The sequence below is a fragment of the Mycobacterium angelicum genome, from assembly GCF_002086155.1.
Taxonomy (GTDB): domain Bacteria; phylum Actinomycetota; class Actinomycetes; order Mycobacteriales; family Mycobacteriaceae; genus Mycobacterium; species Mycobacterium angelicum.
Genome location: NZ_MVHE01000018.1, coordinates 59576 through 82039 on the forward strand (window position 1 = coordinate 59576; position 22464 = coordinate 82039).

Annotated in this window: 25 protein-coding genes and 2 pseudogenes; 14 read left to right on the forward strand and 13 right to left on the reverse strand. The window is 65.0% G+C overall.

All coding sequences use genetic code 11. From position 1 onward, the window contains the following. The first annotated feature begins 6 nt into the window (after positions 1-6). The gene (locus tag BST12_RS13765; RefSeq protein WP_083113684.1) at positions 7-2115 is read left to right on the forward strand and encodes a catalase; all 2109 of its coding nucleotides are present in this window, start codon (positions 7-9) and stop codon (positions 2113-2115) included. Between the two features lie 3 nt (positions 2116-2118). On the opposite strand, the gene BST12_RS13770 is transcribed toward BST12_RS13765, so the two are convergent. Continuing rightward, entirely contained in the window at positions 2119-2793 is a 675-nt protein-coding gene (locus BST12_RS13770) for a TetR family transcriptional regulator (protein WP_083113685.1), read from the reverse strand. Between the two features lie 70 nt (positions 2794-2863). On the opposite strand from BST12_RS13770, the gene BST12_RS13775 reads away from it, so the two are divergent. The 4 genes from BST12_RS13775 (at position 2864) to BST12_RS13790 (ending at position 6752) form a co-directional block, all read left to right on the forward strand. Next, entirely contained in the window at positions 2864-3940 is a 1077-nt protein-coding gene (locus tag BST12_RS13775; RefSeq protein WP_083113686.1) for a flavin reductase family protein, read from the forward strand. A gap of 87 nt (positions 3941-4027) precedes the next feature. After that, positions 4028-5152, forward strand: coding sequence for a fatty acid desaturase family protein (locus BST12_RS13780; protein ID WP_083113687.1), 1125 nt, complete (start codon positions 4028-4030; stop codon positions 5150-5152). A gap of 43 nt (positions 5153-5195) precedes the next feature. Continuing rightward, a complete protein-coding gene (locus BST12_RS13785) occupies positions 5196-5711 on the forward strand; it encodes an SRPBCC family protein (protein WP_083113688.1) in 516 nt (171 codons plus the stop codon). After that, positions 5712-6752 carry an LLM class flavin-dependent oxidoreductase gene (locus tag BST12_RS13790; protein ID WP_083113689.1) on the forward strand — a complete coding sequence of 347 codons (1041 nt, stop codon included), beginning with the start codon at positions 5712-5714 and terminating at the stop codon, positions 6750-6752. On the opposite strand, the gene BST12_RS13795 is transcribed toward BST12_RS13790, so the two are convergent. Then, entirely contained in the window at positions 6696-7838 is a 1143-nt protein-coding gene (locus BST12_RS13795; protein WP_083113690.1) for a DUF1214 domain-containing protein, read from the reverse strand. The two genes, BST12_RS13790 and BST12_RS13795, sit on opposite strands and share 57 nt — an antisense overlap. After that, positions 7835-8410 (reverse strand): TetR/AcrR family transcriptional regulator, encoded by a 576-nt coding sequence (locus BST12_RS13800; RefSeq protein ID WP_083113691.1) that lies wholly within the window; start codon positions 8408-8410, stop codon positions 7835-7837. Before BST12_RS13800 ends, BST12_RS13795 begins: the two co-directional genes overlap by 4 nt. A 97-nt stretch (positions 8411-8507) precedes the next feature. Between BST12_RS13800 and BST12_RS13805 the strand changes: the two genes are divergently transcribed. After that, positions 8508-9677, forward strand: coding sequence for a sulfotransferase family protein (locus BST12_RS13805; protein ID WP_083113709.1), 1170 nt, complete (start codon positions 8508-8510; stop codon positions 9675-9677). Position 9678: 1 nt separating this feature from the next. Here the strand turns inward: BST12_RS13805 and BST12_RS13810 are convergent, their stop codons facing one another. From BST12_RS13810 to BST12_RS13825, 4 genes are all read right to left on the reverse strand, one after another. After that, entirely contained in the window at positions 9679-10908 is a 1230-nt protein-coding gene (locus tag BST12_RS13810) for a YcaO-like family protein (RefSeq protein WP_139801666.1), read from the reverse strand. A 377-nt stretch (positions 10909-11285) separates the two neighbouring features. After that, positions 11286-12329, reverse strand: coding sequence for a zinc-binding dehydrogenase (locus BST12_RS13815; protein WP_083113692.1), 1044 nt, complete (start codon positions 12327-12329; stop codon positions 11286-11288). Between the two features lie 3 nt (positions 12330-12332). Then, complete coding sequence (locus BST12_RS13820; RefSeq protein WP_083113693.1) at positions 12333-12545, reverse strand: TOBE domain-containing protein; 213 nt, start codon at positions 12543-12545, stop codon at positions 12333-12335. 44 nt (positions 12546-12589) lie between these two features. Continuing rightward, positions 12590-13195: a TetR/AcrR family transcriptional regulator gene (locus tag BST12_RS13825; protein ID WP_083113694.1), complete on the reverse strand. Its 606-nt coding sequence runs from the start codon at positions 13193-13195 to the stop codon at positions 12590-12592. A 143-nt stretch (positions 13196-13338) separates the two neighbouring features. On the opposite strand from BST12_RS13825, the gene BST12_RS13830 reads away from it, so the two are divergent. Continuing rightward, on the forward strand, positions 13339-14667 hold the full coding sequence (locus BST12_RS13830) for a cytochrome P450 (protein ID WP_083113695.1): 1329 nt from the start codon (positions 13339-13341) through the stop codon (positions 14665-14667). Positions 14668-14691: 24 nt separating this feature from the next. Here BST12_RS13830 and msrA read toward each other — a convergent pair whose 3' ends face one another. After that, the gene (msrA, locus tag BST12_RS13835; RefSeq protein WP_083113696.1) at positions 14692-15207 is read right to left on the reverse strand and encodes a peptide-methionine (S)-S-oxide reductase MsrA; all 516 of its coding nucleotides are present in this window, start codon (positions 15205-15207) and stop codon (positions 14692-14694) included. 39 nt (positions 15208-15246) lie between these two features. On the opposite strand from msrA, the gene BST12_RS13840 reads away from it, so the two are divergent. Genes BST12_RS13840 through BST12_RS13855 form a run of 4 tightly spaced genes read left to right on the forward strand, consistent with a single transcriptional unit; the run spans position 15247 to position 17974 of the window. Next, on the forward strand, positions 15247-15753 hold the full coding sequence (locus BST12_RS13840; RefSeq protein ID WP_083113697.1) for a nuclear transport factor 2 family protein: 507 nt from the start codon (positions 15247-15249) through the stop codon (positions 15751-15753). Beyond that, positions 15750-16763, forward strand: a complete 1014-nt coding sequence (locus BST12_RS13845; RefSeq protein WP_083113698.1) for an NAD-dependent epimerase/dehydratase family protein — start codon at positions 15750-15752, stop codon at positions 16761-16763. Before BST12_RS13840 ends, BST12_RS13845 begins: the two co-directional genes overlap by 4 nt. A 22-nt stretch (positions 16764-16785) precedes the next feature. Continuing rightward, on the forward strand, positions 16786-17568 hold the full coding sequence (locus BST12_RS13850; protein ID WP_083113699.1) for a class I SAM-dependent methyltransferase: 783 nt from the start codon (positions 16786-16788) through the stop codon (positions 17566-17568). A gap of 28 nt (positions 17569-17596) precedes the next feature. After that, positions 17597-17974, forward strand: a complete 378-nt coding sequence (locus tag BST12_RS13855; protein WP_083113700.1) for a DUF427 domain-containing protein — start codon at positions 17597-17599, stop codon at positions 17972-17974. Between the two features lie 4 nt (positions 17975-17978). On the opposite strand, the gene BST12_RS13860 is transcribed toward BST12_RS13855, so the two are convergent. Next, a complete protein-coding gene (locus BST12_RS13860; protein WP_083113711.1) occupies positions 17979-18362 on the reverse strand; it encodes a nuclear transport factor 2 family protein in 384 nt (127 codons plus the stop codon). A 38-nt stretch (positions 18363-18400) separates the two neighbouring features. On the opposite strand from BST12_RS13860, the gene BST12_RS13865 reads away from it, so the two are divergent. Both BST12_RS13865 and BST12_RS13870 read left to right on the forward strand, forming a co-directional pair. After that, the gene (locus BST12_RS13865) at positions 18401-19312 is read left to right on the forward strand and encodes a DNA-3-methyladenine glycosylase family protein (protein WP_083113701.1); all 912 of its coding nucleotides are present in this window, start codon (positions 18401-18403) and stop codon (positions 19310-19312) included. Positions 19313-19353: 41 nt separating this feature from the next. Next, complete coding sequence (locus BST12_RS13870; protein ID WP_083113702.1) at positions 19354-19902, forward strand: Dps family protein; 549 nt, start codon at positions 19354-19356, stop codon at positions 19900-19902. Positions 19903-19925: 23 nt separating this feature from the next. On the opposite strand, the gene BST12_RS13875 is transcribed toward BST12_RS13870, so the two are convergent. The 4 genes and pseudogenes from BST12_RS13875 to BST12_RS13885 all read right to left on the reverse strand — a co-directional run bounded on the left by BST12_RS13875 (position 19926) and on the right by BST12_RS13885 (position 21477). Then, a complete protein-coding gene (locus BST12_RS13875; protein WP_083113703.1) occupies positions 19926-20159 on the reverse strand; it encodes a hypothetical protein in 234 nt (77 codons plus the stop codon). After that, positions 20156-20500, reverse strand: coding sequence for a hypothetical protein (locus BST12_RS33400; protein WP_245850294.1), 345 nt, complete (start codon positions 20498-20500; stop codon positions 20156-20158). Before BST12_RS33400 ends, BST12_RS13875 begins: the two co-directional genes overlap by 4 nt. Positions 20501-20560: 60 nt before the next feature. Continuing rightward, positions 20561-21177: pseudogene (locus BST12_RS33405) on the reverse strand (hypothetical protein); the annotation flags it as partial. After that, positions 21178-21477 (reverse strand): hypothetical protein, encoded by a 300-nt coding sequence (locus BST12_RS13885; protein WP_083113704.1) that lies wholly within the window; start codon positions 21475-21477, stop codon positions 21178-21180. It lies immediately after the preceding pseudogene. A 146-nt stretch (positions 21478-21623) separates the two neighbouring features. On the opposite strand from BST12_RS13885, the pseudogene BST12_RS13890 reads away from it, so the two are divergent. Then, positions 21624-22464 (forward strand): annotated as a pseudogene (locus BST12_RS13890) (IS30 family transposase); the annotation flags it as partial.

The following is a 22464-nucleotide window of genomic DNA, read 5'->3' on the forward strand; positions in this document are numbered from 1 at the left end:
GACGAAATGGCAGCCGAAGATCGAAATCCGAAGCAGCAACAACTCGACGAGTACCGGGTGAACCGAGAATCCGGCTACCTGACCACTCAACAGGGTGTCCGCGTCGACCACACCGACGACGCCCTGTCGGCCGGCCAACGCGGCCCGACATTGCTCGAAGACTTCCACGCCCGCGAGAAGATCACCCACTTCGACCACGAACGCATCCCCGAACGAGTGGTACATGCCCGCGGCGCGGGCGCCTACGGATACTTCGAGCCCTATGACGATTCCCTTGCCGAATACACCGCCGCGAAGTTCCTGACCACGCCGGGTCAACAGACCCCGGTCTTCGTTCGGTTCTCCACTGTCGCCGGTTCGCGAGGATCGGCCGACACCGTGCGCGACGTACGCGGTTTCGCCACCAAGTTCTATACGGCCCACGGCAACTACGATTTGGTCGGCAACAACTTCCCCGTCTTCTTCATCCAGGACGGCATCAAGTTTCCCGACCTCGTCCACGCGGTTAAACCCGAGCCGCACAACGAAATTCCGCAGGCGCAGTCGGCGCACGACACGCTGTGGGATTTCGTTTCGCTGCAGCCGGAGACGCTGCACACGATCATGTGGTTGATGTCAGATCGCGCCTTGCCGCGCAGCTACCGGATGATGCAGGGCTTCGGCGTGCACACGTTCCGTCTAGTCAATGCCGAAGGCACCGGCACCTTCGTGAAGTTTCACTGGAAGCCCCGCCTGGGTGTGCACTCACTTGTCTGGGACGAATGTCAGAAGGTCGCCGGCAAAGACCCCGACTTCAACCGGCGCGACCTCTGGGAAGCCATTGAAGCCGGCCAGTACCCCGAATGGGAGCTGGGAGTGCAACTGGTTCCGGAAAGCGATGAGTTCAACTTCGAGTTCGATCTGCTCGACGCCACGAAAATCATTCCCGAGGAACAGGTTCCGGTGCGCCCGGTCGGCAAGATGGTGCTCAACCGCAACCCGGACAACTTCTTCGCCGAAACCGAGCAGGTGGCCTTCCACACCGCCAACGTGGTGCCCGGCATCGACTTCACCAACGACCCGCTACTGCAATTCCGCAATTTCTCCTACCTCGACACTCAGCTGATCCGGCTGGGCGGACCGAACTTCGCCCAACTCCCAGTCAATCGGCCGGTGGCCGACGTGCACACCAACCAGCACGACGGCTACGGCCAATTCGCCATTCCGCAAGGCAGATCCAGCTATTTCAAGAATACGATCGGCGGCGGCTGCCCCGCCCTGGCCGACGAGGACGTCTTCCGGCATTACACCGAGAAGGTCGACGGCCACAAGATCCGCCAGCGCGCCGAGAGCTTCCAGGATCACTACAGCCAGGCCCGGATGTTCTGGAAGAGCATGTCGCCGGTGGAGGCCAAACACATCGTCGCCGCATACGCTTTCGAGCTGGGCAAGGTGGAAGTGCCCGAAATCCGTTCCCGCGTAGTCGATCAACTGAACCTCGTCGACCACGATCTAGCGGTTCAGGTGGCCGGCGAACTGGGGTTGCCCGCACCCGACGAGCAGCCCGTCGACGACAAATTGCCCGAATCCCCGGCACTTTCGCAACTGAACACCGCGACCGACAGCATCGAGTCGCGCAAGATCGCCGTGCTGGCCGCCGACGGTGTCGATGTGGTCGGCACCCAGCGGTTCATCGACGCGATGCGCCAACGCGGCGCCATAGCCGAAGTGCTGGCCCCGAAGGCGGGCGGCACTCTGGCCGGCGGATCCGGCGGCGAACTGCCTGTGGACCGCGCGATCACCACGATGTCGTCGGTGCTCTACGACGCCGTGGTGGTGCCATGCGGACCGGATTCGGTGGCAACACTTGGCGCCGATGGCTATGCCATGCACTTCATCACCGAGGCCTACAAGCACCTCAAGGCGGTGGGGGCCTTCGGCGCGGGTGTCGACCTGCTGCGCAAGGCGGGCGTGGATGAGCAGCTTGCCGACGACACGAATGTCGTTGTGGCCAAAGGCGTTGTCTCGACCGCTGCGGCTGTCGACGACCTTTCCGAGGAGTTCATGGAAAGCTTCGCCGCCGCCTTGGCCAAGCACCGCGCCTGGGAACGGGAGACCGACGCCGTACCGGCGTAGCGATCAGGGTTTGCTTTTCCAGCCGGCGACGCCGATTGCGATCATCCGCAACTGCTTGACGGCGATCCGCCTGATCTCCTCTAGCGCCTCGGCGCTCTGGGCGTCTTCGATGGCCTCGGCGATCACGATCATCGCGTTGACGAAAAGCGTCGCCAGGACATTCAGGTCTTCGGTGCTCCAGGCGTTCAGTCCGGGGAAGCGAGCCAGGTCGGTGGCCAACTCGGAGGTGATCAACCGAATCTCGGTGCGGATGGCATAGCGCAGTACCGTCACGCCGCTGGAGCGTTCCCGGCCGATCAGCCGCCAGTGCTCGCGTCGTTCGGCGACGCTGCCGACCAGGATCTCCACCGACGACTCGATCACCCGGTTGGGGTCCAGCTTGCCGGCCCGCGCACCTCGCAATGTGTCGCGCAGCGTGCGAAATGACTCGTCGATCAGAACCAGCCCCAGAGCTTCCATCGACTCGAAGTGCCGGTAGAACGCCGCCGGCACGATCCCAGCCTCACGGGTCACCTCCCGCAGGCTCAAACCGCTGAAGCTGCGGTCGTTGAGCAGCTTGAGCGCGGCAGCGATGATCGCGCGCCGGGTGGCTTCCTTGCGCTCCTCGCGCGATGGCGTGTTGCGGGAACGGTCCCGCCCGGAGCGCTGCGAACGTGAGCTAGGAGTACGATCGTTCACTGTGTGAACCCTACCACAGAGCTGCAAAAAAACCTTGACGACCTGCAGCCTCGCGTCGCACTGTGTACATATGTTCACTCAAACTTTGAAGAAGCGAGTCCTGGGTTCCGACCTGGTCGACCTGCTCACTGGCCCACATGGCGTCGACCGCTACACCGAACTGGTCGCGCCCACCTGGACGCTGGGCGAAGCCCGCGCCAAGATCGTCGACGTGCGTCGGACGACGCCGCGCAGCGTCACCCTGACACTTGCACCCAATGCCGCCTTCACCGATCGCTACACGGTCAGGGCCGGGCAGTTCGTCAATGTGACGCTCGAAATCGACGGTCGCATGCACTCGCGGTGCTATTCGCCGGCAAACGTCGAAGGCGGCACCGAACTCGAGTTGACCATTGGTGTGCACGACGGCGGCCTGGTCTCGACCCACTTGTATGAGCGGGCGCGCCGCGGCATGGTCGTCGGCCTGGACGGTGTCGGCGGAGACTTCGTGCTGCCGGTGCAGCGGCCGCGACGGATTCTGTTCGTCTCCGGCGGCAGCGGCATCACGCCGGTAATGGCAATGCTGCGCACCCTGGTGGCCGAGCGTCATGTCCGATACCGGGGCGGCGAGATCGCGTTCGTGCATTACGCGCGAAGCGCCGCGGAAGCCTGCTATCGGGACGAGCTGGCGGCCATGCGCGGCGTGCGGGTGCTGTACGGATTCACGCGATCGGGCTCGGGTGATCTCGTCGGCCGCTTCGGCGCCGACCACCTGGCCGCGGCCATGCCGTCCGGGCCGGATGCGGTGTTCGTCTGTGGCCCAGCGTCTTTGGTCGAAGCGGTACGTGAGCATTGCGAGAATGTCTACCACGAGAGCTTTGTGCCGCCGGTGCTCGACGTGCCGGAAGACCCGTCGGGCGGCCGAATCACATTCGCCGAGAGCGCCGTTGACGTCGTCGACGACGGGCGCTCACTGCTCGAACAAGCCGAATCGGCCGGTCTCGCACCGCAGAACGGCTGCCGGATGGGCATCTGCCACACCTGCACCCGGCGCAAGACCTCCGGCACGGTGCGCAATCTGATCACCGGTGCCGTATCGACCGCACCCGACGAGGACGTGCAGATCTGCGTGTCCGTCCCCGTCGGCGACGTCGACTTAGCCCTTTAACCAAAGCGCGAGTGTGAGTCTGGCGACGGCCGCACGGCGTTTCGCGTCGCCAGATTCACAGTCGCGGTAGAACCGGGAGGAAAAGCCATGACACAGAACAAGATCACCCTGACCAAAGAACAGGCCGATGCATTCGGCGCAGAACTCGACGCCATCAAGGAACGTGTGATGGCAGACCTCGGCGAAGCGGACGCCGACTACATTCGCAAGGTCATCAAGACCCAGCGCGCACTCGAAGTGGGTGGACGAGTGCTGTTGTTCCTGCCGCCCGCGTGGCTGCTGGGCACCGGGATGCTGGGCATCGCCAAGATCCTGGACAACATGGAGATCGGGCACAACATCATGCACGGCCAGTACGACTGGATGCGTGACCCGACGATCTCCGGTCGCACCTTCGAGTGGGACACCGCCTGCCCGGCCGATCAGTGGCGGCACTCGCACAACTACATGCACCACACCCACACCAACATCGTGGGGATGGACCGCGACATCGGCTACGGCATCATCCGGATGAGCGAAGACCAGCCGTGGGAACGGTACTTCCTGGGCAACCCGGTGTACGCCTTCCTGCTGATGGTCCTCTTCCAGTACGGCGTGGCGCTGCACGAGCTGGAAAGCGAGCGACTGCGCTCCGGTGAGATCAAGCTGCGCGACAAGCGTGCGACGCTCAAGGCCATCTGGAAGAAGACCCGCCGGCAGACGCTGAAGGATTACGTCGCCTTCCCACTATTAGCCGGCCCGTTCGCGCCGTTCGTGCTGACCGGCAACCTCACCGCAAACCTGATGCGCAACGTCTGGTCGTACATGATCATCTTCTGCGGCCACTTCCCCGACGGCACCCAGGAGTTCACCGTCGAAGAGACTCAGGGCGAATCCCGCGGCCAGTGGTATTTCCGCCAGGTGCTCGGCTCGGCGAATCTGACCGGCGGCAAGATGTTCCACCTGTTGTCGGGCAACCTGTCCCACCAGATCGAGCACCACTTGTTCCCGGACATGCCGGCCCGCCGGTACTCCGAGATCGCGCCCGAGGTGCAGGAGATCTGCGAACGCTACGGCATTCCGTACAACAAGGGGCCGCTGACCCATCAGTTCGCCACGGTCGTCCGCAAGATCGTCAAGCTGACCTTCCCGGACTCCTGGTCGACGCTGCGCAACGCCAAGAGCAGCAAGCAAGCCCGTCGCGCGGCACTCACCGAGGCGGCAGCGGCATAAACCGGCGGGCCCACCACCAGCCCAGCGGGGGGACAATGGGCTGGTGGAATGGACCGGCGCCCGCTATGCGGACAATCCAACCGTGGCAGCCTCGATCTGGATCGACGCCGATCCGGCCAGGGTGTGGAGCCTGGTGTCCGACATCGAGCTGATGCCGAGCCTGAGCAATGAGCTGCAGGCCGTCCAGTGGGCCGACGGAGCCAATGTCGCCCGGGTCGGTGCCCGGTTCGTCGGGCACAACTCCCACGAGGCGTTCGGGGACTGGAGCACCACATCTCAGATCGTCGTCTGTGACGAGGAGCGTGAGTTCGCCTGGGCGGTGGGGGATCCGGCACAACCCGCGGCGATGTGGCGCTTCCAGCTGACCCCGCGCGATGGCGGCACCACCTTGAGTTACTGCACACAAATGGGGCCGGGCCGCTCGGGCTTGTCGGCGGCCATCGACGCGATGCCGGATAAGGAACAGAAGATCGTGTTCGTGCGGCTGCGCGAATTCGAGGCGGCGATCGACAAGACCCTGGCGGCCATCAAGCGGCTGGCCGAACACGGAGTGCGTTGAATGCGGACCGCCACTACGGTCGAATTGTCAAGTGGCGCAACCGATACGGTGGTCTTTGCCGTTGAGGCCGAAAAGCTTGGCCTGGACGTCTGCTGGGTCGCCGAGGCCTGGGGCACCGACGCCCCGTCGGCGCTGGGCTACATCGCCGCGCGAACGCAGCGGATGCTGCTGGGGTCGGGCGTCATCCAGGCCGGCACCCGGTCTCCCGTCCTCATCGCGCAGACCGCGATCACGCTGGCCAATCTGTCGTCGGGGCGGTTCCTGCTCGGACTGGGCGCATCCGGCCCGCAGGTGATCGAGGGTCTGCACGGAGTGTCATTCAGCCGGCCGCTGGCCAGGGTTGCCGAGATCGTCGACATCGTGCGGCAGGCGTTCACCGGTGCCAAGATCAGCTACTCCGGCAAAGAGTTTCAGATTCCGCGTCCCGGCGGGGAGGCGGTGCCCATGCGACTGTCGGCACGCCCCGAGTTCGCGATTCCCGTCTACCTGGCCGCGCTCTCGCCGGCGATGCTGCGGTTGACCGGAAGGATCGCCGACGGCTGGCTGGGCACCAGCTTCGTACCCGAAGGCGCCGCCGACGCCTACTTCGCCCACCTTGACGACGGGCTGGCCGCGGCCGGCCGTACGCGCGCTGATATCGACATCTGCCAGGGCGCCGAAGTCGCGTTCGCCGCCGACGAGGACGAACTGCGCACCATGGTGGCCGCACGTAAGAAAGAGCTCGCGTTCAGCCTTGGCGGGATGGGGTCGGCGAGCACGAACTACTACAACCAGGCCTACAGTCGGCAGGGCTGGGCCGATGTGGCCGCGGCGGTGCGCGGTCGCTGGCAGGCCGGTGACCGCGACGGCGCTGCCGGCCTGGTCACCGACGACATGGTGCTGGCCACCACGCTGATCGGAACCGAGGAGATGGTCCGGGCACGCCTCGGGGTCTGGCGCGATGCCGGGGTGAACACGGTGCGGCTCTATCCCGGCGGCGACACGCTAGACGCCAGGCTGGCCACCCTGGGCCGGGCCATCGAGCTGGTCCGGGATATCTGACACCTGCACAAGTCTGACCTCGGGGCGCGCCGGTACCGTGTCGGCCAGGAACCAGCGGAAGGCGAGGATTCCGCGCGGATAGCCAAGCGTGGTAAGCGAATTGGGATGAGCCGTCATATCGCGGGACAGGACGACAGTCACGGAGCCGTCGCTGTTGGGTACGGCGCTGTGGCCGTTGACCGAACACCGGACGTCGGGGCCCTCCGCGGCGCCGAAGGTTGCCATGAACTGGTTCCACACCACCAGGTTCCAGAACCGGCATGCCGGTGGGCGGTGCGTGATGACGAGCGCTTCGTCGTCGGCGAGCACGAAGCTGCCGTAGGAATAGCACGCGTCGCGCGCCGACCAGCCGAAGTTGGCGTCGGGCACCTGATAGGGATCGGCGAATCGGTTTGCGGAGTAGTCGGCCTCGTGTCCGAAGGAATGCTCGCTGTCGGTGCGGCCGCCGACGGGCAGTGGCACGGTGGCGAATATGGTGCGCAGCCAAGCGGTGGTCGCCCGCAGCCGGGCGGCGGTTTCCCTGTCGCCGTGGCGGATCGGTTCGGGCCCGTCGAGCGCCTCGATATTCCAGACCACCGGACGGCCGGTCAACGGGTCGGCCTGGTAGTCGCGGGTCATCAGCACCGCCGCGTCGGGTGTCGCGGGAAACTCGAAAGCGAAGTTGCCGTCGGCGTCGATGTCGAGATCGGTGTCGCGCACTATCCCGACGATCCGGTCCGACCATGCGCCCGGTGCCGGTTCGTTGTAAGCGGTCAACGAAAAGTACACGCTGTCACCCTTATTGCCGCTGATGCGGTAGCGCCGAGCCGGATCGACCGGGCAGATGTAGTAATAGGCGTCGGTATTGTCGCCGCCCCAGCGGCGATCCCGCCGGAACGGGGTGTTCACCGCGACGAACTGCGGCCGGCCGGGCTCATTGAACAAGTAGGTGTCCAATGCCACCCCCAGGGTTGCGGCCAGCATCCGGTAGCCGTCGGCTATGTGGCGGTCGTCGGTTACCGCGCGGCCGCCGTCAAGGAACGAATGATCCAGGGTGCCAAGGGTTTTAAGCAGATCCTGCCAGGCGGTGCTCGACTCGTGGCTCATGCGCGGATTCCTTTCAGCAGCAACGTGGTGGTGCGATCGACCCAGGCGTCGTCGAGTTCGGCGCCGCGCGTGAGTAAGCCGAGCAGGGTGATGCCGGCGATGGCCTCCGCTATCTCGGTGGCGGTCACGTCGGCCCGTACCTCGCCGCGGTCCGCGGCGGCCCGCAGCCACTGCGCCAGACCTTCGGTGAAGATGCCGGAGAATCGCTCCAGCAGCGCCGAATGCAATGTCGGATCCGTCGCCATCTCGCCGACCAGCCCGGGCAGCGCCGCCCGGGCGGCCGGGGTGGTCAGGAAGGCCATTGTGCGGCAGACCATTTCGCGTAGATCCGCGGCGACGGCTGCGGTATCCGGGATTTCGGTTGCGGTGCCGATAGGAAACACCGCCTCGTGCACGAGGTGCGCCTTGCTGGGCCAGCGCCGGTAGATCGCGGGCTTGCTGGTGCCGGCGCGCTGGGCGATGGCGGCCACTGACAACCCGTAGTAACCGGACTCGGCCAGTAACTCCACGGTCGCGCGCAGCACCGCAGCGTCGATTCGTGGGTCACGAGGCCGGCCGGAGTCTTCTACCATTACGTAACTGAGGGTAACATAAGTCGGCGTGACCCAAGTTCGACTCGAAGACCTGGCCAATCCGGTATTCAGCGTCGAGGCCCAGCAGATCCTGGACATGGTGGCGACGATGGCTGCCAGTTGCCCCCTGGACGCCGACGCGCTGCACGCGCAAGCCCGCGCCGACACCGGGCTCAGCGATTTCGGTTCCGACGACTACCGGGAACGGCTCGATGTCTACCTTGCCGCGCTACGAGATATCGACGGGGTGCACCCGGCGGGAGTGGTCAGTTTCTACGGGCAACTTCTGCAGGTGCTCAAGAACCGGCTGCTGTTGACCGACCTACTGCGCCGGCATCCCGAGATCGAGGAGATCGAACTGCGGCCCCCGGTGGTGATCGCCGGTCTGCCGCGCACCGGCACCACTCACCTGCACAATATGCTGGCGGCGCCGACCACCTTCCGCACCATGCCGTACTGGGAGAGCGTCGAACCTTTTCCCTTGCCGAAAGAGGTTGGGGTCGAGCCCGATCCGCGGCGTGCCCGCACGGATGTCGCAGTCATGGTGCTCAACAGCGTGATGCCACATTTCCCGCTCATGCATGAGATGACCACCGATCACGTCCACGAAGAGATCCAGTTGCTCGCCAACGACGTTTCGACAATGCTCTTCGAGACACTGGGCCACGTGCCCGGCTGGCGCGACTACTACCAGGCCCACGACCAGACGCCGCACTACCAACACCTCGCCACCCAGCTCCAGGCGATGCAATTCCTGCGCGGCGGGCGCCGCTGGCTGCTCAAATCCCCCCAGCATCTCGAGCAGGTGCCGGTGTTGGATCGCGTATTCCCGGACAGCATAGTGGTTTTCACGCACCGCGACCCGGTGCCGGTGGCCCTGTCCATGATCGCGATGGTCACCTACGCCGCGCGGATGCATCGCTCACCAGTCCCGGTGCAGGAGATCGCGCACTACTGGATCGAACGCCTGCAGCACATGCTCACCGTGCTCATCCGCGATCGGGACACCATCGGCCCGGACCGTTCCGTCGACATCCGATTCGACGAGTTCATGGTCGATGAAGTCGACACTGCCGAACATGTCTACGGCCTGGCCGGCGAACCGTTCACCGAGGAGGCCCGCACGGCGATCGACGGCTATCTCGCGGGCCACCGGCGCGGCCGGCTGGGCAGCGTCGAAACAAATTGCGAGATGTTCGGGCTCGACGAGGACGACCTACGCTCCCGGTTCGAGCCCTATGTGCAGCGGTTCTTGACGCAGGGGTGAACTACCCCTGGAGGGCCCGCAGCGCACGGCGACCCGGTACCACGGCCGAGGGCCCGTCGGCGATCATGTTGAACCGCTCCAGCTCTGGTACGTGGATGTGCACGGTGGTGACGCCGTTGGCCGAGGTGTGGAATTCATTGAGGTAGGCGCTGTAGCCCTGCTCGGCGAGCTTATCCACCAGGCAGCTCAGGTGCTGGGCGGGCGACGGCGGGACCTCGGTGTCCACATAGGGAACGAAGTCCGAAGAGGTTGTCGGGGACGGCAATTCGAATGCCGCGCACGCCTGCAGGGCAGGATAGTCGGCAAGCCACTCCACGGCTCGACGGCGTTCTTCGGCGCGATCGTCGGTCAGCTCGCCCTCTAGGAGTTCGGTCAGCGCTCGATAGATGCTGTAGTGCCGTGACAGCGAAGCCCCGTAACCGCGCCTTGAGCAGCCGGGCAGTCCAGCCGCGTATGCCAGCGTGGCCGGGACGCCCAGATCGGTCGTGATGTCGACCAGCCACACCTTGCGTGAAACACGTTGCTGCACTGCCTCGAGCAGCGCGCGCAAGTCGTCGGGCAGCGTCTCGGGAGCCAAGAATGCGGGCCGGGCCGGTGGCGTGGCCAGAAAAGTGTGCGCCAGGAACAGTGATACCGCGTCGCGCTCAATGACCTCGTTAAGCGAATGCACCGCTGCCTCGGCCAAGCTGCCGCCGATGGCGCTGCCATTGTTGGATGAGTATCTGATCAGCGACGTGTAGTCGGTGGTATCGCCGACCTCGGCGCGCAACGGCGCCGCCGCATCGTCCGCCCACAACACGTTGGACAAGAACAGCGGCACGGCCAGGGTATTGGTGCCGCCGAGTTCGTGGTAGATCCGGCAGGCGATCAGTTGATCGGGCTGCATCGCGAGAAGGGCGGCGTATGACTCGGTGCCCAACGGCGACTCGACGACCTGTGCGCAGCGACGCAGCTGCACGGTCTCGGGCCGGTGTTGCTGAGTCAGAAAGTGTTCCAGCGCCTCGTAGTGCGCTCCCACACGGGCAGTGTCGACGGCGCCCTTGCCGTAGCCGGAACCTCCTGGCGCCGGTTGCGCTCCGTCGAACAGTTGGCAGCGCCACACTGTGGGATCGCCACCGTAGTAATCCAATTGCACGGTGAAGCCCAATTCGCTGATCGCCGAGAGCGCGCGGTGAGCGGCGTCCGCAAGGGAATACTCCCGCTCACCGCGCTGTACAGCCGTACTCTGCATCGTTGTCAGGGCGACTATCGCTGCAGCCCAGCCTGGGCAAGCAGGGCTTGCTCTGCCTCGGTCAGGGTCACATTCTGCTGAATGAGGCCAGCCGTTGCGAAAGATATGCCCCAACGCAACCTACGTGGATTCATCTTCGGTCTCCTCGATTAACTGTGGTGTGTGGCACACGGTTTTGCATACCGCGGCGGACGCTAACAAGCAGTGCAGATGCGATCGATGGATGATCACGCGTTTCCATCGGAGCAAATGGTCAAAGTGACTATTGACAAATCGTTGATTTGTTGCATGCTCAACGCCGCCGTGCCGGCTGCTGCATGGCGCGAATGCCGCGCCGACCAGGAACGACGGCCGAGCCGCATGGCGATGGCAGCTACTTAGGGCTGCACCAGAATGCGGATCGGATTGCCCTCCTGGCGTTCCAGCTTCTCGATGCCCGATGCGACCTCTTCCAGCGCGACGACCTCGCTGACCGACCGCGAAAGATCCAGGCGCCCAAGGGAAACCAGCTTCGCCAGGGTTCCGATATCGACGTTCTGATAACCGAGGTGGCCCAGCACCTGCTTGCGGGTCAGCACCAGCATCGCGGTGGACCCGAAAGCCGGTGCGTCCTGGCTCATTCCGACGCCCACCAGCCGCCCGCCGCCGGTGAGGCTGGCGAAAGCCTGCTCGAACGTCGCTTTCACGCCGACGGTATCGAAGGTCACGTCCAGCATCCGGCCGCCGGTGACTTCTGCGATCTTGTCGTGCAACGCGTCGTCGCGCGAGTTGAACGCATAATCCGCACCGATTTCCAGCGAGCGATCCAGCACTGCGGGGTTGACGTCGATCGCGATCACCGGCGCCGCGCCCACCAATCGGGCCAACTGCACGATGTGGGTCCCCACCCCGCCGACGCCCCAGACGCCAACCGATTCGCCGACGGCCACCTTGCCGGTACGCACCACCGCGCCGAACGGGGTGGACACCGCGTCGGCCAGGATCGCGGCCTGCTCCATCGAGACGTTGTCCGGAACGCGGGTCAGGCCCGCGGCCTGGGCCACCGTGTATTCCGCCCATGCGCCGTCATAGGCGAAGGCCATCAGCTGGATCTGCGTGCAGTTCACAATGTCGCCGCGGCGGCAATTGGCGCACTGTTGGCAGGGCCGGCCCGCGGCCACCACGACGCGGTCGCCTTCGGCCCAGCCGCTCACGCCCGGGCCCAGTTTGGCGATGGTCCCCGATGCTTCGTGGCCCTGGGTCACCACCGGGCGCAATGCCGGGAACGTTCCGTTGATCAGGCTCAGGTCGGAGTGGCAGATCCCGCAGAACGCAACCTTGACCAGCACCTCGCCCGGCCCCGGCTCCGGTACCGGAACGTCTTCGAGCACAACCCTTTTGGTGTCGGCGTAGAAGCGTTCGGCGCGCATCGTGGCTGACATGGGTTACTCGACGCCGATCGTCACCTCTGTCGATTTGATGAACACCGTCGCGGACTGGCCCACCTCAAGACCGAGCTCCTCCGCCGCATCCTTGGTGACCGAGGAGGTGACCACCTGGTCGCCGCCGTCGAGCCGCACCTTCACGATCGCCATCACGCTGCCGAGGTTGACCTCGGTGATTGTTCCCTTGAGCTGGTTGCGAGTCGACAGGCGCATGGTGGTCCTCCAAGTGATAGTCGGGTTGGCCCCACTGAGCCTAGCTACTGACGCGGACCGAGCAACGCTATCGCCGCATCGACCGCCGGCTCCACGATTTCCCGGACGGGTCTGCCGTCTTCGACGGCCAGCGCCACCAGTTCACGCAAGCCGCCCACCAGGATCACCGCCAATGGCGCAGTCAGCGGCGGTAGCTGGGCGCGGCGGAAACCCGGGCTGCCGCTCAGGTCGACCAACAGGCTCGTCAGCAGCTCCAGCCCATGACGCTGGACGGGATGCGCGATGTCACCCAGCGAGGGAAGCTCGCGAATCCAGCTCAGCGTGATGGCCGGACGGGACTCGATATTGCCGACGTAGCCCTGCACGGCCTGCCGGATCTGGTCGTGCCAGTCGGCCTCGGGATCAACCGCGGTCCGGATGTCTTGGGCCATGATCGCGATCTCCACCCCCAGCAGTTCCAGGAAGCACTCTTCCTTGCTGGAGAACTGCCCGTAGAACGTGCGCTTGGAAGTACGTGCGTGACGGACGATGTCGGCGACGGTGCTGGCCCGATATCCACGCTCGCGGATGGAGGCGGCGAGGCCGTCGAGCAGCCGAAGCCGAAACGGATCAGGCTCAACCTGAATCGCGTTGCCAGCTACCGCCGTCACCACCGATCCCCTTCCGCATTTGTCAGGCCACTTGTCAGGCCACTTGTCAGGCCACTTGTCAGGGTTGGTACCACAGAGTACCGTACGGGAAAAGGCCTCCGGTACGCCGCAGTACCAACGAAGATGTTGGGAGTCACGCCTCCATGAGTGAAGTGCTCGCCGCCCCACCCGCAGCGACGGACGTTCGATTGCCCCCGGCGGTGCGAGCTCCGAAACTGTTGCAGGGCATGGGCTTTGCTTTCGCGCGGCGGCGGTACTTCGACCGATTGGTGCGTCGCTACGGCAACGTTTTCACCGTGCACATCCCGGTGTACGGACACGTCGTGGTGGTCTGCGAACCGCAATTGGCCAAACGGATTTTCACCAGCAGCCCCGACGAGCTGGGCAATATCAAACCCAACTTGAGCCGGCTGTTGGGGTCCGGCTCGGTGTTCGCGCTCGACCGTGACGAGCACCGCCAGCGACGACGGCTGCTGGCGCCGCCGTTTCACGGCAAGAGCATGAAGAACTACGAGGCCATCATCGAAGAGGAGACGCTGCGCGAGACGGCCAAGTGGCCCGAAGGCCAGTCTTTTCCGACTTTGCCGGCGATGAACCACATCACGCTCAACGCCATCCTGCGGGCCGTCTTCGGCGCCGCCGGTGCCGACCTGGACGAGCTGCGCCGAATCATCCCGCCGTGGGTCACGCTGGGCTCGAAAATGGCGCTGATGCCGCAAGCCCAGCGCGACTACGGCCGCTTCAGCCCATGGGGCCGGCTGGCCGAATGGCGGCGCCAGTACGACGTCGTCATCGACCGGCTGATCGCCGCCGAGCGGACCGATCCCAACTTCGCCGATCGCACCGACGTCCTCGCGCTGATGCTGCGCAGCACCTATGAAGACGGTTCGGCCATGTCGCGCAAGGACATTGGCGACGAGCTGCTTACCCTGCTGGCCGCCGGCCATGAGACCACGGCCTCCACGCTGGCTTGGGCGTTCGAGCGGGTGACGCGGCATCCCGAGGTGCTGCAGGCGTTGGTTGAGGAGGTGGACGCCGGCGGTGGTGAGCTGCGTCAGGCGACGATTCTGGAAGTCCAGCGGGTAGGCAACGTCATCGATTTCGCCCCGCGCCATGTGTTCTCAGAGCTGTATCGGCTGGGGGACTACGCTATTCCCCGCGGATACTCCATCATCGTGAGCATTTCGCGGATGCACGGAAATCCCGAGATCTTCCCGGACCCAGAGCGTTTCGACCCGCGGCGCTTCATCGAGAGCAAACCTTCGCCGTTGGCCTGGATCCCGTTCGGCGGTGGAACGCGGCGCTGCGTGGGAGCCGCGTTTGCCAACATGGAGATGGATGTGGTGCTGCGAACGGTGTTGCGCGAGTTCACCATTGACACCACGACCGCGCCGGGGGAGCGCTCGCACAATCGCGGTGTGGCGTTCATTCCCAAGAAGGGCGGCCGGATCACGGTCCACACCCGGCGGTGACGCCGAGCCATCCAACGCGGACGCCTATTGGCTGGCAGCGGCGCGCCGCGGTAGCTTCCAGCCGGGCCGGACGAAGTGGCAGGTGTACCCGTTGGGGTAGCGCAGCAGGTAGTCCTGGTGTTCGGGTTCGGCTTCCCAGAAATCGCCGGCCGGGCTGACTTCGGTGACTACCTTGCCCGGCCACAGGCCCGATGCCTCGACGTCGGCGATGGTGTCCAGGGCGATGCGCTTCTGCTCGTCGTCGACATAGAAGATGGCCGAGCGGTAGCTGGGGCCCCGGTCGTTGCCCTGGCGGTCCTTGGTGGTCGGGTCGTGGATCTGGAAGAAGAACTCCAGCAGCGTCCGGTAGTCGGTAGCCGTGGGATCGAAGACGATTTCGACGGCCTCGGCGTGGCTGCCGTGATTGCGGTAGGTGGCGTTGGGGACGTCGCCGCCGCTGTAGCCGACGCGGGTCGCGACCACACCGGGCTGCTTGCGGATCAAGTCCTGCATTCCCCAGAAGCAGCCCCCGGCCAGGATCGCCCTTTGGTTCTCAGCCATGGGCCCAGGCTACACTCCGCCCGTGAGGTGTAACGGCTCGTGAGCGGCCCGCAGTTCACCCGCAGCGAACTGGCCGCAGCCTTCGAAAAGTTCGAGCAGACCGTCGCCCGCGCAGCGCAGACGCGGGACTGGGACGCCTGGGTCGAGCACTACACCCCCGACGTCGAATACGTCGAACATGCGGCGGGCACGATGCGCGGACGTGAGCAGGTGCGCGACTGGATCCAGCGCACGATGACGACGTTTCCGGGCAGCCACATGGTGGCGTTCCCGTCGCTGTGGTCGGTGATCGACGAACCCACGGGGCGAATCATCACCGAACTGGACAACCCGATGGCCGACCCCGGCGACGGCAGCGTGATCAGCGCAACCAACATCTCGATCATCACCTACGCCGGCGACGGTCAGTGGCGTCGCCAAGAAGACATCTACAACCCGTTGCGCTTCCTTAAGGCAGGCATGAAGTGGTGTCAGAAGGCACAGGCACTGGGCACCCTTGACGAGGACGCCGCGCATTGGATGCGGCAATACGGAGGAACGCAATGAGCGCACCCAAGCTGGTTATCGGCGCCAACGGCTTCCTGGGGTCGCATGTGACCCGGCTATTGGCGGCCGACGGCCAAGACGTGCGGGTTATGGTGCGGCCCAACGCCAATACCCGCGCCATCGACGACCTGGACGTGACCAGATTTCACGGCGACGTGTTCGACACCGCGACCTTGCGTGCGGCGATGGCCGGCTGCGACGACGTCTACTACTGCGTCGTCGACACCCGTGCCTGGCTGCGCGACCCGGCTCCGCTGTTTCGCACCAACGTCGAGGGTTTGCGCAACGTGCTCGACGTGGCCAAAGACGTAGATCTGCACAGGTTCGTCTTCACCAGTACCTACGCGACGGTGGGTCGCAAGCACGGCCACGTGGCCACCGAAGACGACATTATCGACACGAGCAAGGTGACGCCCTACGTCAAGTCCCGGGTGCAGGCCGAGAACCTGGTGATGGAGTACGTCGCGAAATTCGGTTTGCCCGCCGTGGCCATGTGCGTCTCGACGACGTACGGCGGTGGCGACTGGGGTGGCACGCCACACGGGGCGTTCATCGCAGGCGCGGTCTTCGGCAAACTGCCCTTCGGGATGAAGGACCTGCAGCTGGAAGTGGTGGGTGTCGATGATGCCGCCCGCGCCATGATCCTGGCCGCCGAACGCGGACGCAGCGGCGAGCGCTACCTCATCTCCGAGCGGATGATGCCGCTGAACGAGGTGATCCGGATCGCGGCCGACGAAGCCGGTGTTCGCCCGCCGCAACGGTCGATACCGGTACCCGTGCTGTACGCCCTGGGCGCGTTGGGCAGTCTGAAGGCCCGGATCAGCGGCAAGGACACCGAACTCAGCCTGCAGTCGGTACGCATGGCGCGCGCCGAAGCTGAGCTCGACCACAGCAAGGCGGTCCGCGAATTGGGTTGGCAGCCAAGGCCGATCGAGGATTCGATCCGCGAGGCCGCCCGATTCTGGGTCGCGATGCGTGAAGCCGCCAAGAGTGAAACGCGTTCACGTTGACCTCCAGGGTCCCCAGCAGACAATGTTGGCGACCCTGTACGCCAAGGCGCTCGATGCCGATGCGCCCCGGTCGATCCTGAACGACCGGTACGCCAAAGCCGCCGTGGAGCGCATCGAATACGACTGGGCCGCAACGACTATCACGCCCCGGCGAGCGCCATCGGTAGCGGTGCGCACCGCGCACTTCGACAATTGGGCGCGCCAGTTCCTGGCCGCACATGCGCAAGCCGTCGTGCTGCACGTGGGTTGTGGTTTGGATGCCCGTGTCTACCGGCTCGATCCGCCGGCCGGAGTGCGCTGGTATGACGTCGACTATCCCGACGTCATCGCGCTGCGCAAGCAGGTTTACCCGGAGCGGGAGAACTATCGACTGCTGTCGGCCTCGGTGACCGACCCGGATTGGCTGGCCGAAATACCAGCCGACCGTCCCGCGCTCTTCCTGGCCGAGGGTCTGACGATGTACCTGACCAAGGACGACGGATTGGCGCTACTGCGCCGGGTCGTCGATCGATTTGCCTGCGGCGAGTTGCAGTTCGACGCGTTCAACACCTTCGGGATCCGGACTCAGGTGACCAACTCCGTGGTCCGCCGCTCGGGATCCACCCTGCACTGGGGCATCGACGGCCCCGGCGACATCCTCGATGCGGTGCCGGGCGTGCGGTTGTTGGCGTGGGAATCGGTGTTCGAAAGCGACACGTTCGACCTGGTGTCGCCGGTGTTTCGCCGGCTGGGCCGGGCGATGGCGGTGATACCGGTATTGCGCACGATGGCGCAATATCACCGGTATGCGTTCGGCCGGGAATGATGAATGACGATTGGCGTTGGAGATAGACATGAGTAGTCACCCGCCAGTCTTAGAGCCCAGTGCCGGGCACCCGATCACCATTGAGCCCACCCCGGGTCGAGTAGAGGTTCGCGTCAACGGCGAACTGGTCGCGGACACCTCCGCCGCGTTGCAATTGCGGGAAGCCACTTTGCCTGTGGTGCAGTATATTCCGCTGGCCGATGTGGTGGCCGAGCGGCTCACCCGCACGGACACCAGCAGCTACTGCCCGTTCAAGGGTGAGGCGAGCTACTACAGCGTGACCACCGCTGCCGGCACCGTTGACGACGTGATCTGGACTTACGAGCAGCCATATCCTGCGGTCGCGGCCATTGCCGGCCATGTCGCGTTTTACCCGAACAAGGCGGAAGTCACCGTAGTTCCCTAGCGGGCTAGGGGTAGACCTTGGCCAGCGACTGGGTGTCGCTGTACTCGCGCATCGACACGATCAGGCCATCGCGGGTGTCGAAGATGCATACGAACGGGCTGTCGTACTTGGTGCCTTCGACGGTGACGCCGTCGACCTGCCCCTCGATGACCACCGTTTCTCCCTCGTTGAGGCAGCGCAGCAGATCGATGTTGACCTCGAAGACCCGTTTGCGGCGTTCGACCGCGCGCCGCAGCGTCGCCTTATCGATTTCGGCACGGGTGACGATGCTCCAGTAGGTGAAGTCTTCGCTGAGCAGCTCGAAACCTTCGTCCAGATCCCCGCCTTCGCTCATGCTCTGCATGAACATCCAGGCCAGTTCGGCTTGCGGGTCGTCGAACGGCGTCATCACATCGCCATCCTTTCAGATAGTGGAGAGTTGTTGGGGTGAAGGCCGCACGCACCGTCACACTTCCCGGAGTGGCCAGCTTCGGGCACACTTTGGCGCCGCTGCGCCGCGGCCACGGCGATCCCTGCTTTCGGATGCTTGGCGACGGCACCATCTGGCGGACCAGCCTGCTGCCCTCCGGGCCCGTCACCGCGTGCATCAGCCGTGCCGGCCCGGACGCGGCGCACTGTGAAGCGTGGGGCGACGGCGCCGAACAGTTCGTCGAGCTGTTGCCGGCCATGCTGGGCGCCGACGACGACGCCTCGGGTTTCGTGCCGCAGCACCCGACGGTGGCTGCCGCACATCGCCGCCTGCCGCAGCTGCGGCTGGGTCGTACCGGGCAGGTGCTGGAGGCGTTGCTGCCGGCGGTGATCGAACAGCGGGTCCCGGGCGCAGACGCCTTCCGCTCCTGGCGGGTGCTGGTGACCAAGTACGGCTCGCCGGCGCCCGGACCGGCACCCAGCGGGATGCGGGTGATGCCGTCGGCGCAGGCCTGGCGGCACATCCCGTCCTGGGAGTTCCACCGCGCCAACGTCGATCCGCGGCGGGCGCAGACGGTGGTGGGCTGCGCGCAGCGGGCGTCGTCGCTGGAACGGCTGGTGGCGCTGCCGGCGGTCCGGGCGCGCGAAGCGCTGACATCACTGCCCGGGGTCGGCGTGTGGACCGCGGCCGAGACTGCGCAGCGTGCCTTCGGCGACGCCGATGCGCTGTCGGTGGGCGACTACCACATTCCCAAGATGATCGGCTGGACGTTGCTGGGCCGTCCGGTCGACGACGAGGGCATGCTCGAACTGCTGGAGCCGATGCGTCCCCATCGGCACCGGGTGGTCCGGCTGCTCGAGGTCAGCGGTCTGGCCTACGAACCGCGCCGCGGAGCGCGGCTGCCGGTGCAGGAGATCCGCAAGATCTAGCCGGCGCTTTTGAGGCCGGACACTTCGGGTACCCAACGGAAATGACACAGTTCACCATTCCGGGATTGACCGACAAGCAGGGAGCGCGGCTCGCCGAGCTGCTGCAGAAACAACTCAGTACCTACAACGACCTACACCTGACGCTCAAGCACATTCATTGGAATGTGGTGGGGCCGAACTTCATTGGCGTGCACGAGATGATCGACCCGCAGGTGGACGCGGTGCGCGGTTATGCCGACGCGGTCGCCGAGCGCATCGCGGCCCTCGGTGCGTCTCCGCAGGGAACACCGGGCGCGATCATCAGCGATCGCGAGTGGGACGACTATTCGGTGGGCCGCGATACCGTCCAGGCGCACCTGGCCGCGCTCGACGTGGTCTACACCGGTGTTATCGAAGACATCCGCAAGTCCATCGAGGAGACCGAGGACCTCGACCCGGTTACCCAGGACATGCTGATCGGCCAAGCCGGAAACCTCGAGCAGTTCCAGTGGTTCGTCCGTGCCCACCTGGAGAACTCCGGCGGCAAGTTGGCCCACGAGGGGTCGAACACCGAGAAGACGGCCGCGAACACGGCGAAAAGCAAGTCCTAGTTAGGTGAGGTCGTGACGAGGTTTCAGCGGTTTGCTCTGCGGTGGTTGAAGACCACCATGGGAGCGCCCATAGCCAGCAGGAATGCCACCGATATGGCCATCAGCGTTTGCCCGGTCACCACCAACAGCCCGATCAGCGTCAACCCCACGGAACCAGCCACGAGATAGGATGCCGCGCGGAAGCGTGGACGCCACGCGCCCCATAACGCCAGAGCCAGTGCGCTAGACGCGACCACGGCAGCCAGTACGTCTGTCATTTGCTCCCCACCAAACACTTCAAAAGACCCGCGCCCGCCATGGCCGCATTGACACCGCCGGCCCCCGCGACTACGAGCCCCGCACCGGTCTCTGCTGTCAACGCGCCTATGCCGAAGACCACGACGCCGGAAGCGAAGTGGGTGGTCCGAGTGACCCAGTCACTCGTGCTGCAATGCATGCGTGCGTAGTCAATGTCGTTGACGTGCGCCTGCAAATCCGCCAGTTGGCTGCGCAACCACGCCGTATTGGGGTCGTTCTCAGGTAGCGACTGAACGACCCGCTGAAGATTGTCGACCAGGCCCTGGCCAGTCAAACTAGCCGGACTATTGCCGAGAAGCATTTGCTGCAGCTTAGGGCTCAAACCCGCATTAGGCAGCCCGGTTCCATCAGGGGTGTCCCAGGGCGCGAATGGAGGCGGGTCGCCGCCGTTCTGCGTGAAGTCGACTAACTGGACCCGGTTGCGATGTATGGCCGGAGCTTGCGGGACAGGGTTAGACATCGGGCTTTGCGCAAAGCTCACGTTGCTGAGACCAGCGGTCGTGGCGGTAAGCTGCCCTGCGACCCTGGTCTCTGTCTCGTCGAGTTCCGCTGCACGAGAGCGGATAGTCCCGGCGAATGTTTGTGCCTGAGCTTGTCGCGCGGCCCGCTGTACGGTACGGGTGCTTGTGCGATGTCGGTGACTGAGAAGTCTTCTGCGACAGTGAATCCCGCGTTCTGGGCGTCCTCGACGGCATAGAGCACTCGTCGTTGGGCTGCGCTGATGTCGCTGGCGCCATTGCGCGCGATCCCGGCCGCGCGGCGGAGTTGGTCGGCTTTTGCACTGACAATCGGCAGGTCGGCACTCGTCCGTTCCCGTAGCGCGTCCCCTCCGGCACCGTGCCAGGCGAGGGCAAAGGACTGGTCACGGACCCGAAAGAAGACGTCTTCCCACTGATCAGCGGTTGTGGTCCAGTAGCGGGCGGCGTCGATGAGGTGTTCGGTGCTCCATGCCTGGATTTGCGACAAGGTGGCCGCCACCTACACCACCCTCACCTGTGTCACGGCAGCCATCTCGCTTGCCGCACTGGCCTCTTGGTTGGCATAGCCTGCCGATGCTGCCGCCACCGCAGTAGCCGTAGCCTGAGTTCGCGTTGCTAAGGCCGCCGCCGTACCGCCGATTGCTGCGTCGATACCGCTCACCACCGCTGTTGTGGCTTGGAATGGCTGGCCGAGGGCTGGCGGCATTGTCTGAGCGGCGAGTTGAACACTCAGGCACTGCCATTGACTGGCCGCAACTTCCAGCTGACCAAACACAACCGCCAATTCATCCGATTCCACCTGCGCAAGTCTAGATCGAGGCCACATGGAGGACTATGCGGACTGATGCGCCGATTCGGCGACTCAACCCCGTAACCACCCCTGCTCAATTTTCGACCGGGTGGTTTCTAGGCGGTGTCGCAACACTTCTCTAGGTTTTGGAGGTTGTGTTGTCATCATCTCGCCGTGTGAAAAAGGGTCCTGGCCGGCGTCCACAGTCGGCCAAGCGCCAGCGGTTTATTGGAATTGCGGGCTCGGCGTTGGTCTGTCTCGGCGGCTGGCCGTGAAGTTGGTGTGTCGCGGACCTCAGCAAACAACTGGGCGCGGGGATACAAGACCTATCGGCGTGGCGAAGCCGTCGGATTCGTGCCCGCCCTCGATCGTTTGGCTGTGCGCCAAATCAGTAATCGCTATCTGTCGGAGGAGGAGCGGATCGTCATCGCCGATCTGCGCCGCTCAGGCCTAGGTATCCGCGAGATTGCCGACAAGCTCGGGCGGGCAGCCTCGACGGTGTCGCGGGAGCTGCGCCGCAACAGCCGCAACGACGGCACCTACCGGCCGTTCGAAGCGCACCGCTGGGCGGTCCAACGCCGAGGCCGCCGTCACCGGCGCCGGATCGACAACAATCCCGGCCTTGGTGAACTGATCGCCGAGCTGCTGGCCCAACGGTGGAGCCCACAGCAGATCGCCCGACACCTGCGACGCAGATTCCCCCATGACCGGTCGATGCGGTTGTGCCACGAACGCATCTATCAGGCCACCTATCAGCCTCAGTCGCGTTTGATACGGCCGCCGAAGATCACCAGCGCTCACCGCGGCCCGCTACGCACGGGTCGGACTCATCGCCGCGCCCACCAGCGTCCTGGCCGTCGCCGCCCGCGCTTTGCCCAGCCGATGCTGTCGATTCACCAGCGGCCGTTCGATCCCGCCGACCGCTCCCAGGCTGGGCATTGGGAAGGCGATCTCATCGTCGGCAAGAACCAAGGCTCGGCCATCGGCACCCTCGTC

Bases quoted from the DNA above. Each gene is read 5' to 3' on its own strand.
- BST12_RS13875 (WP_083113703.1), bottom strand. From the start codon at position 20,159: ATGACAGACGTACTGGCTGCCGTGGTCGCGTCTAGCGCACTGGCTCTG.
- BST12_RS13820 (WP_083113693.1), bottom strand. From the start codon at position 12,545: ATGCGCCTGTCGACTCGCAACCAGCTCAAGGGAACAATCACCGAGGTC.
- BST12_RS13810 (WP_139801666.1), bottom strand. From the start codon at position 10,908: ATGCAGAGTACGGCTGTACAGCGCGGTGAGCGGGAGTATTCCCTTGCG.
- BST12_RS13870 (WP_083113702.1), top strand. From the start codon at position 19,354: ATGACACAGTTCACCATTCCGGGATTGACCGACAAGCAGGGAGCGCGG.
- BST12_RS13805 (WP_083113709.1), top strand. From the start codon at position 8,508: ATGGTGGCGACGATGGCTGCCAGTTGCCCCCTGGACGCCGACGCGCTG.
- BST12_RS13845 (WP_083113698.1), top strand. From the start codon at position 15,750: ATGAGCGCACCCAAGCTGGTTATCGGCGCCAACGGCTTCCTGGGGTCG.
- BST12_RS13795 (WP_083113690.1), bottom strand. From the start codon at position 7,838: ATGAGCCACGAGTCGAGCACCGCCTGGCAGGATCTGCTTAAAACCCTT.
- BST12_RS13855 (WP_083113700.1), top strand. From the start codon at position 17,597: ATGAGTAGTCACCCGCCAGTCTTAGAGCCCAGTGCCGGGCACCCGATC.
- BST12_RS13790 (WP_083113689.1), top strand. From the start codon at position 5,712: ATGCGGACCGCCACTACGGTCGAATTGTCAAGTGGCGCAACCGATACG.
- BST12_RS13830 (WP_083113695.1), top strand. From the start codon at position 13,339: ATGAGTGAAGTGCTCGCCGCCCCACCCGCAGCGACGGACGTTCGATTG.
- BST12_RS13815 (WP_083113692.1), bottom strand. From the start codon at position 12,329: ATGTCAGCCACGATGCGCGCCGAACGCTTCTACGCCGACACCAAAAGG.
- BST12_RS13780 (WP_083113687.1), top strand. From the start codon at position 4,028: ATGACACAGAACAAGATCACCCTGACCAAAGAACAGGCCGATGCATTC.
- BST12_RS13860 (WP_083113711.1), bottom strand. From the start codon at position 18,362: ATGACGCCGTTCGACGACCCGCAAGCCGAACTGGCCTGGATGTTCATG.
- BST12_RS13800 (WP_083113691.1), bottom strand. From the start codon at position 8,410: ATGGTAGAAGACTCCGGCCGGCCTCGTGACCCACGAATCGACGCTGCG.
- BST12_RS33400 (WP_245850294.1), bottom strand. From the start codon at position 20,500: ATGCTTCTCGGCAATAGTCCGGCTAGTTTGACTGGCCAGGGCCTGGTC.
- msrA (WP_083113696.1), bottom strand. From the start codon at position 15,207: ATGGCTGAGAACCAAAGGGCGATCCTGGCCGGGGGCTGCTTCTGGGGA.
- BST12_RS13775 (WP_083113686.1), top strand. From the start codon at position 2,864: ATGTTCACTCAAACTTTGAAGAAGCGAGTCCTGGGTTCCGACCTGGTC.
- BST12_RS13765 (WP_083113684.1), top strand. From the start codon at position 7: ATGGCAGCCGAAGATCGAAATCCGAAGCAGCAACAACTCGACGAGTAC.
- BST12_RS13850 (WP_083113699.1), top strand. From the start codon at position 16,786: ATGTTGGCGACCCTGTACGCCAAGGCGCTCGATGCCGATGCGCCCCGG.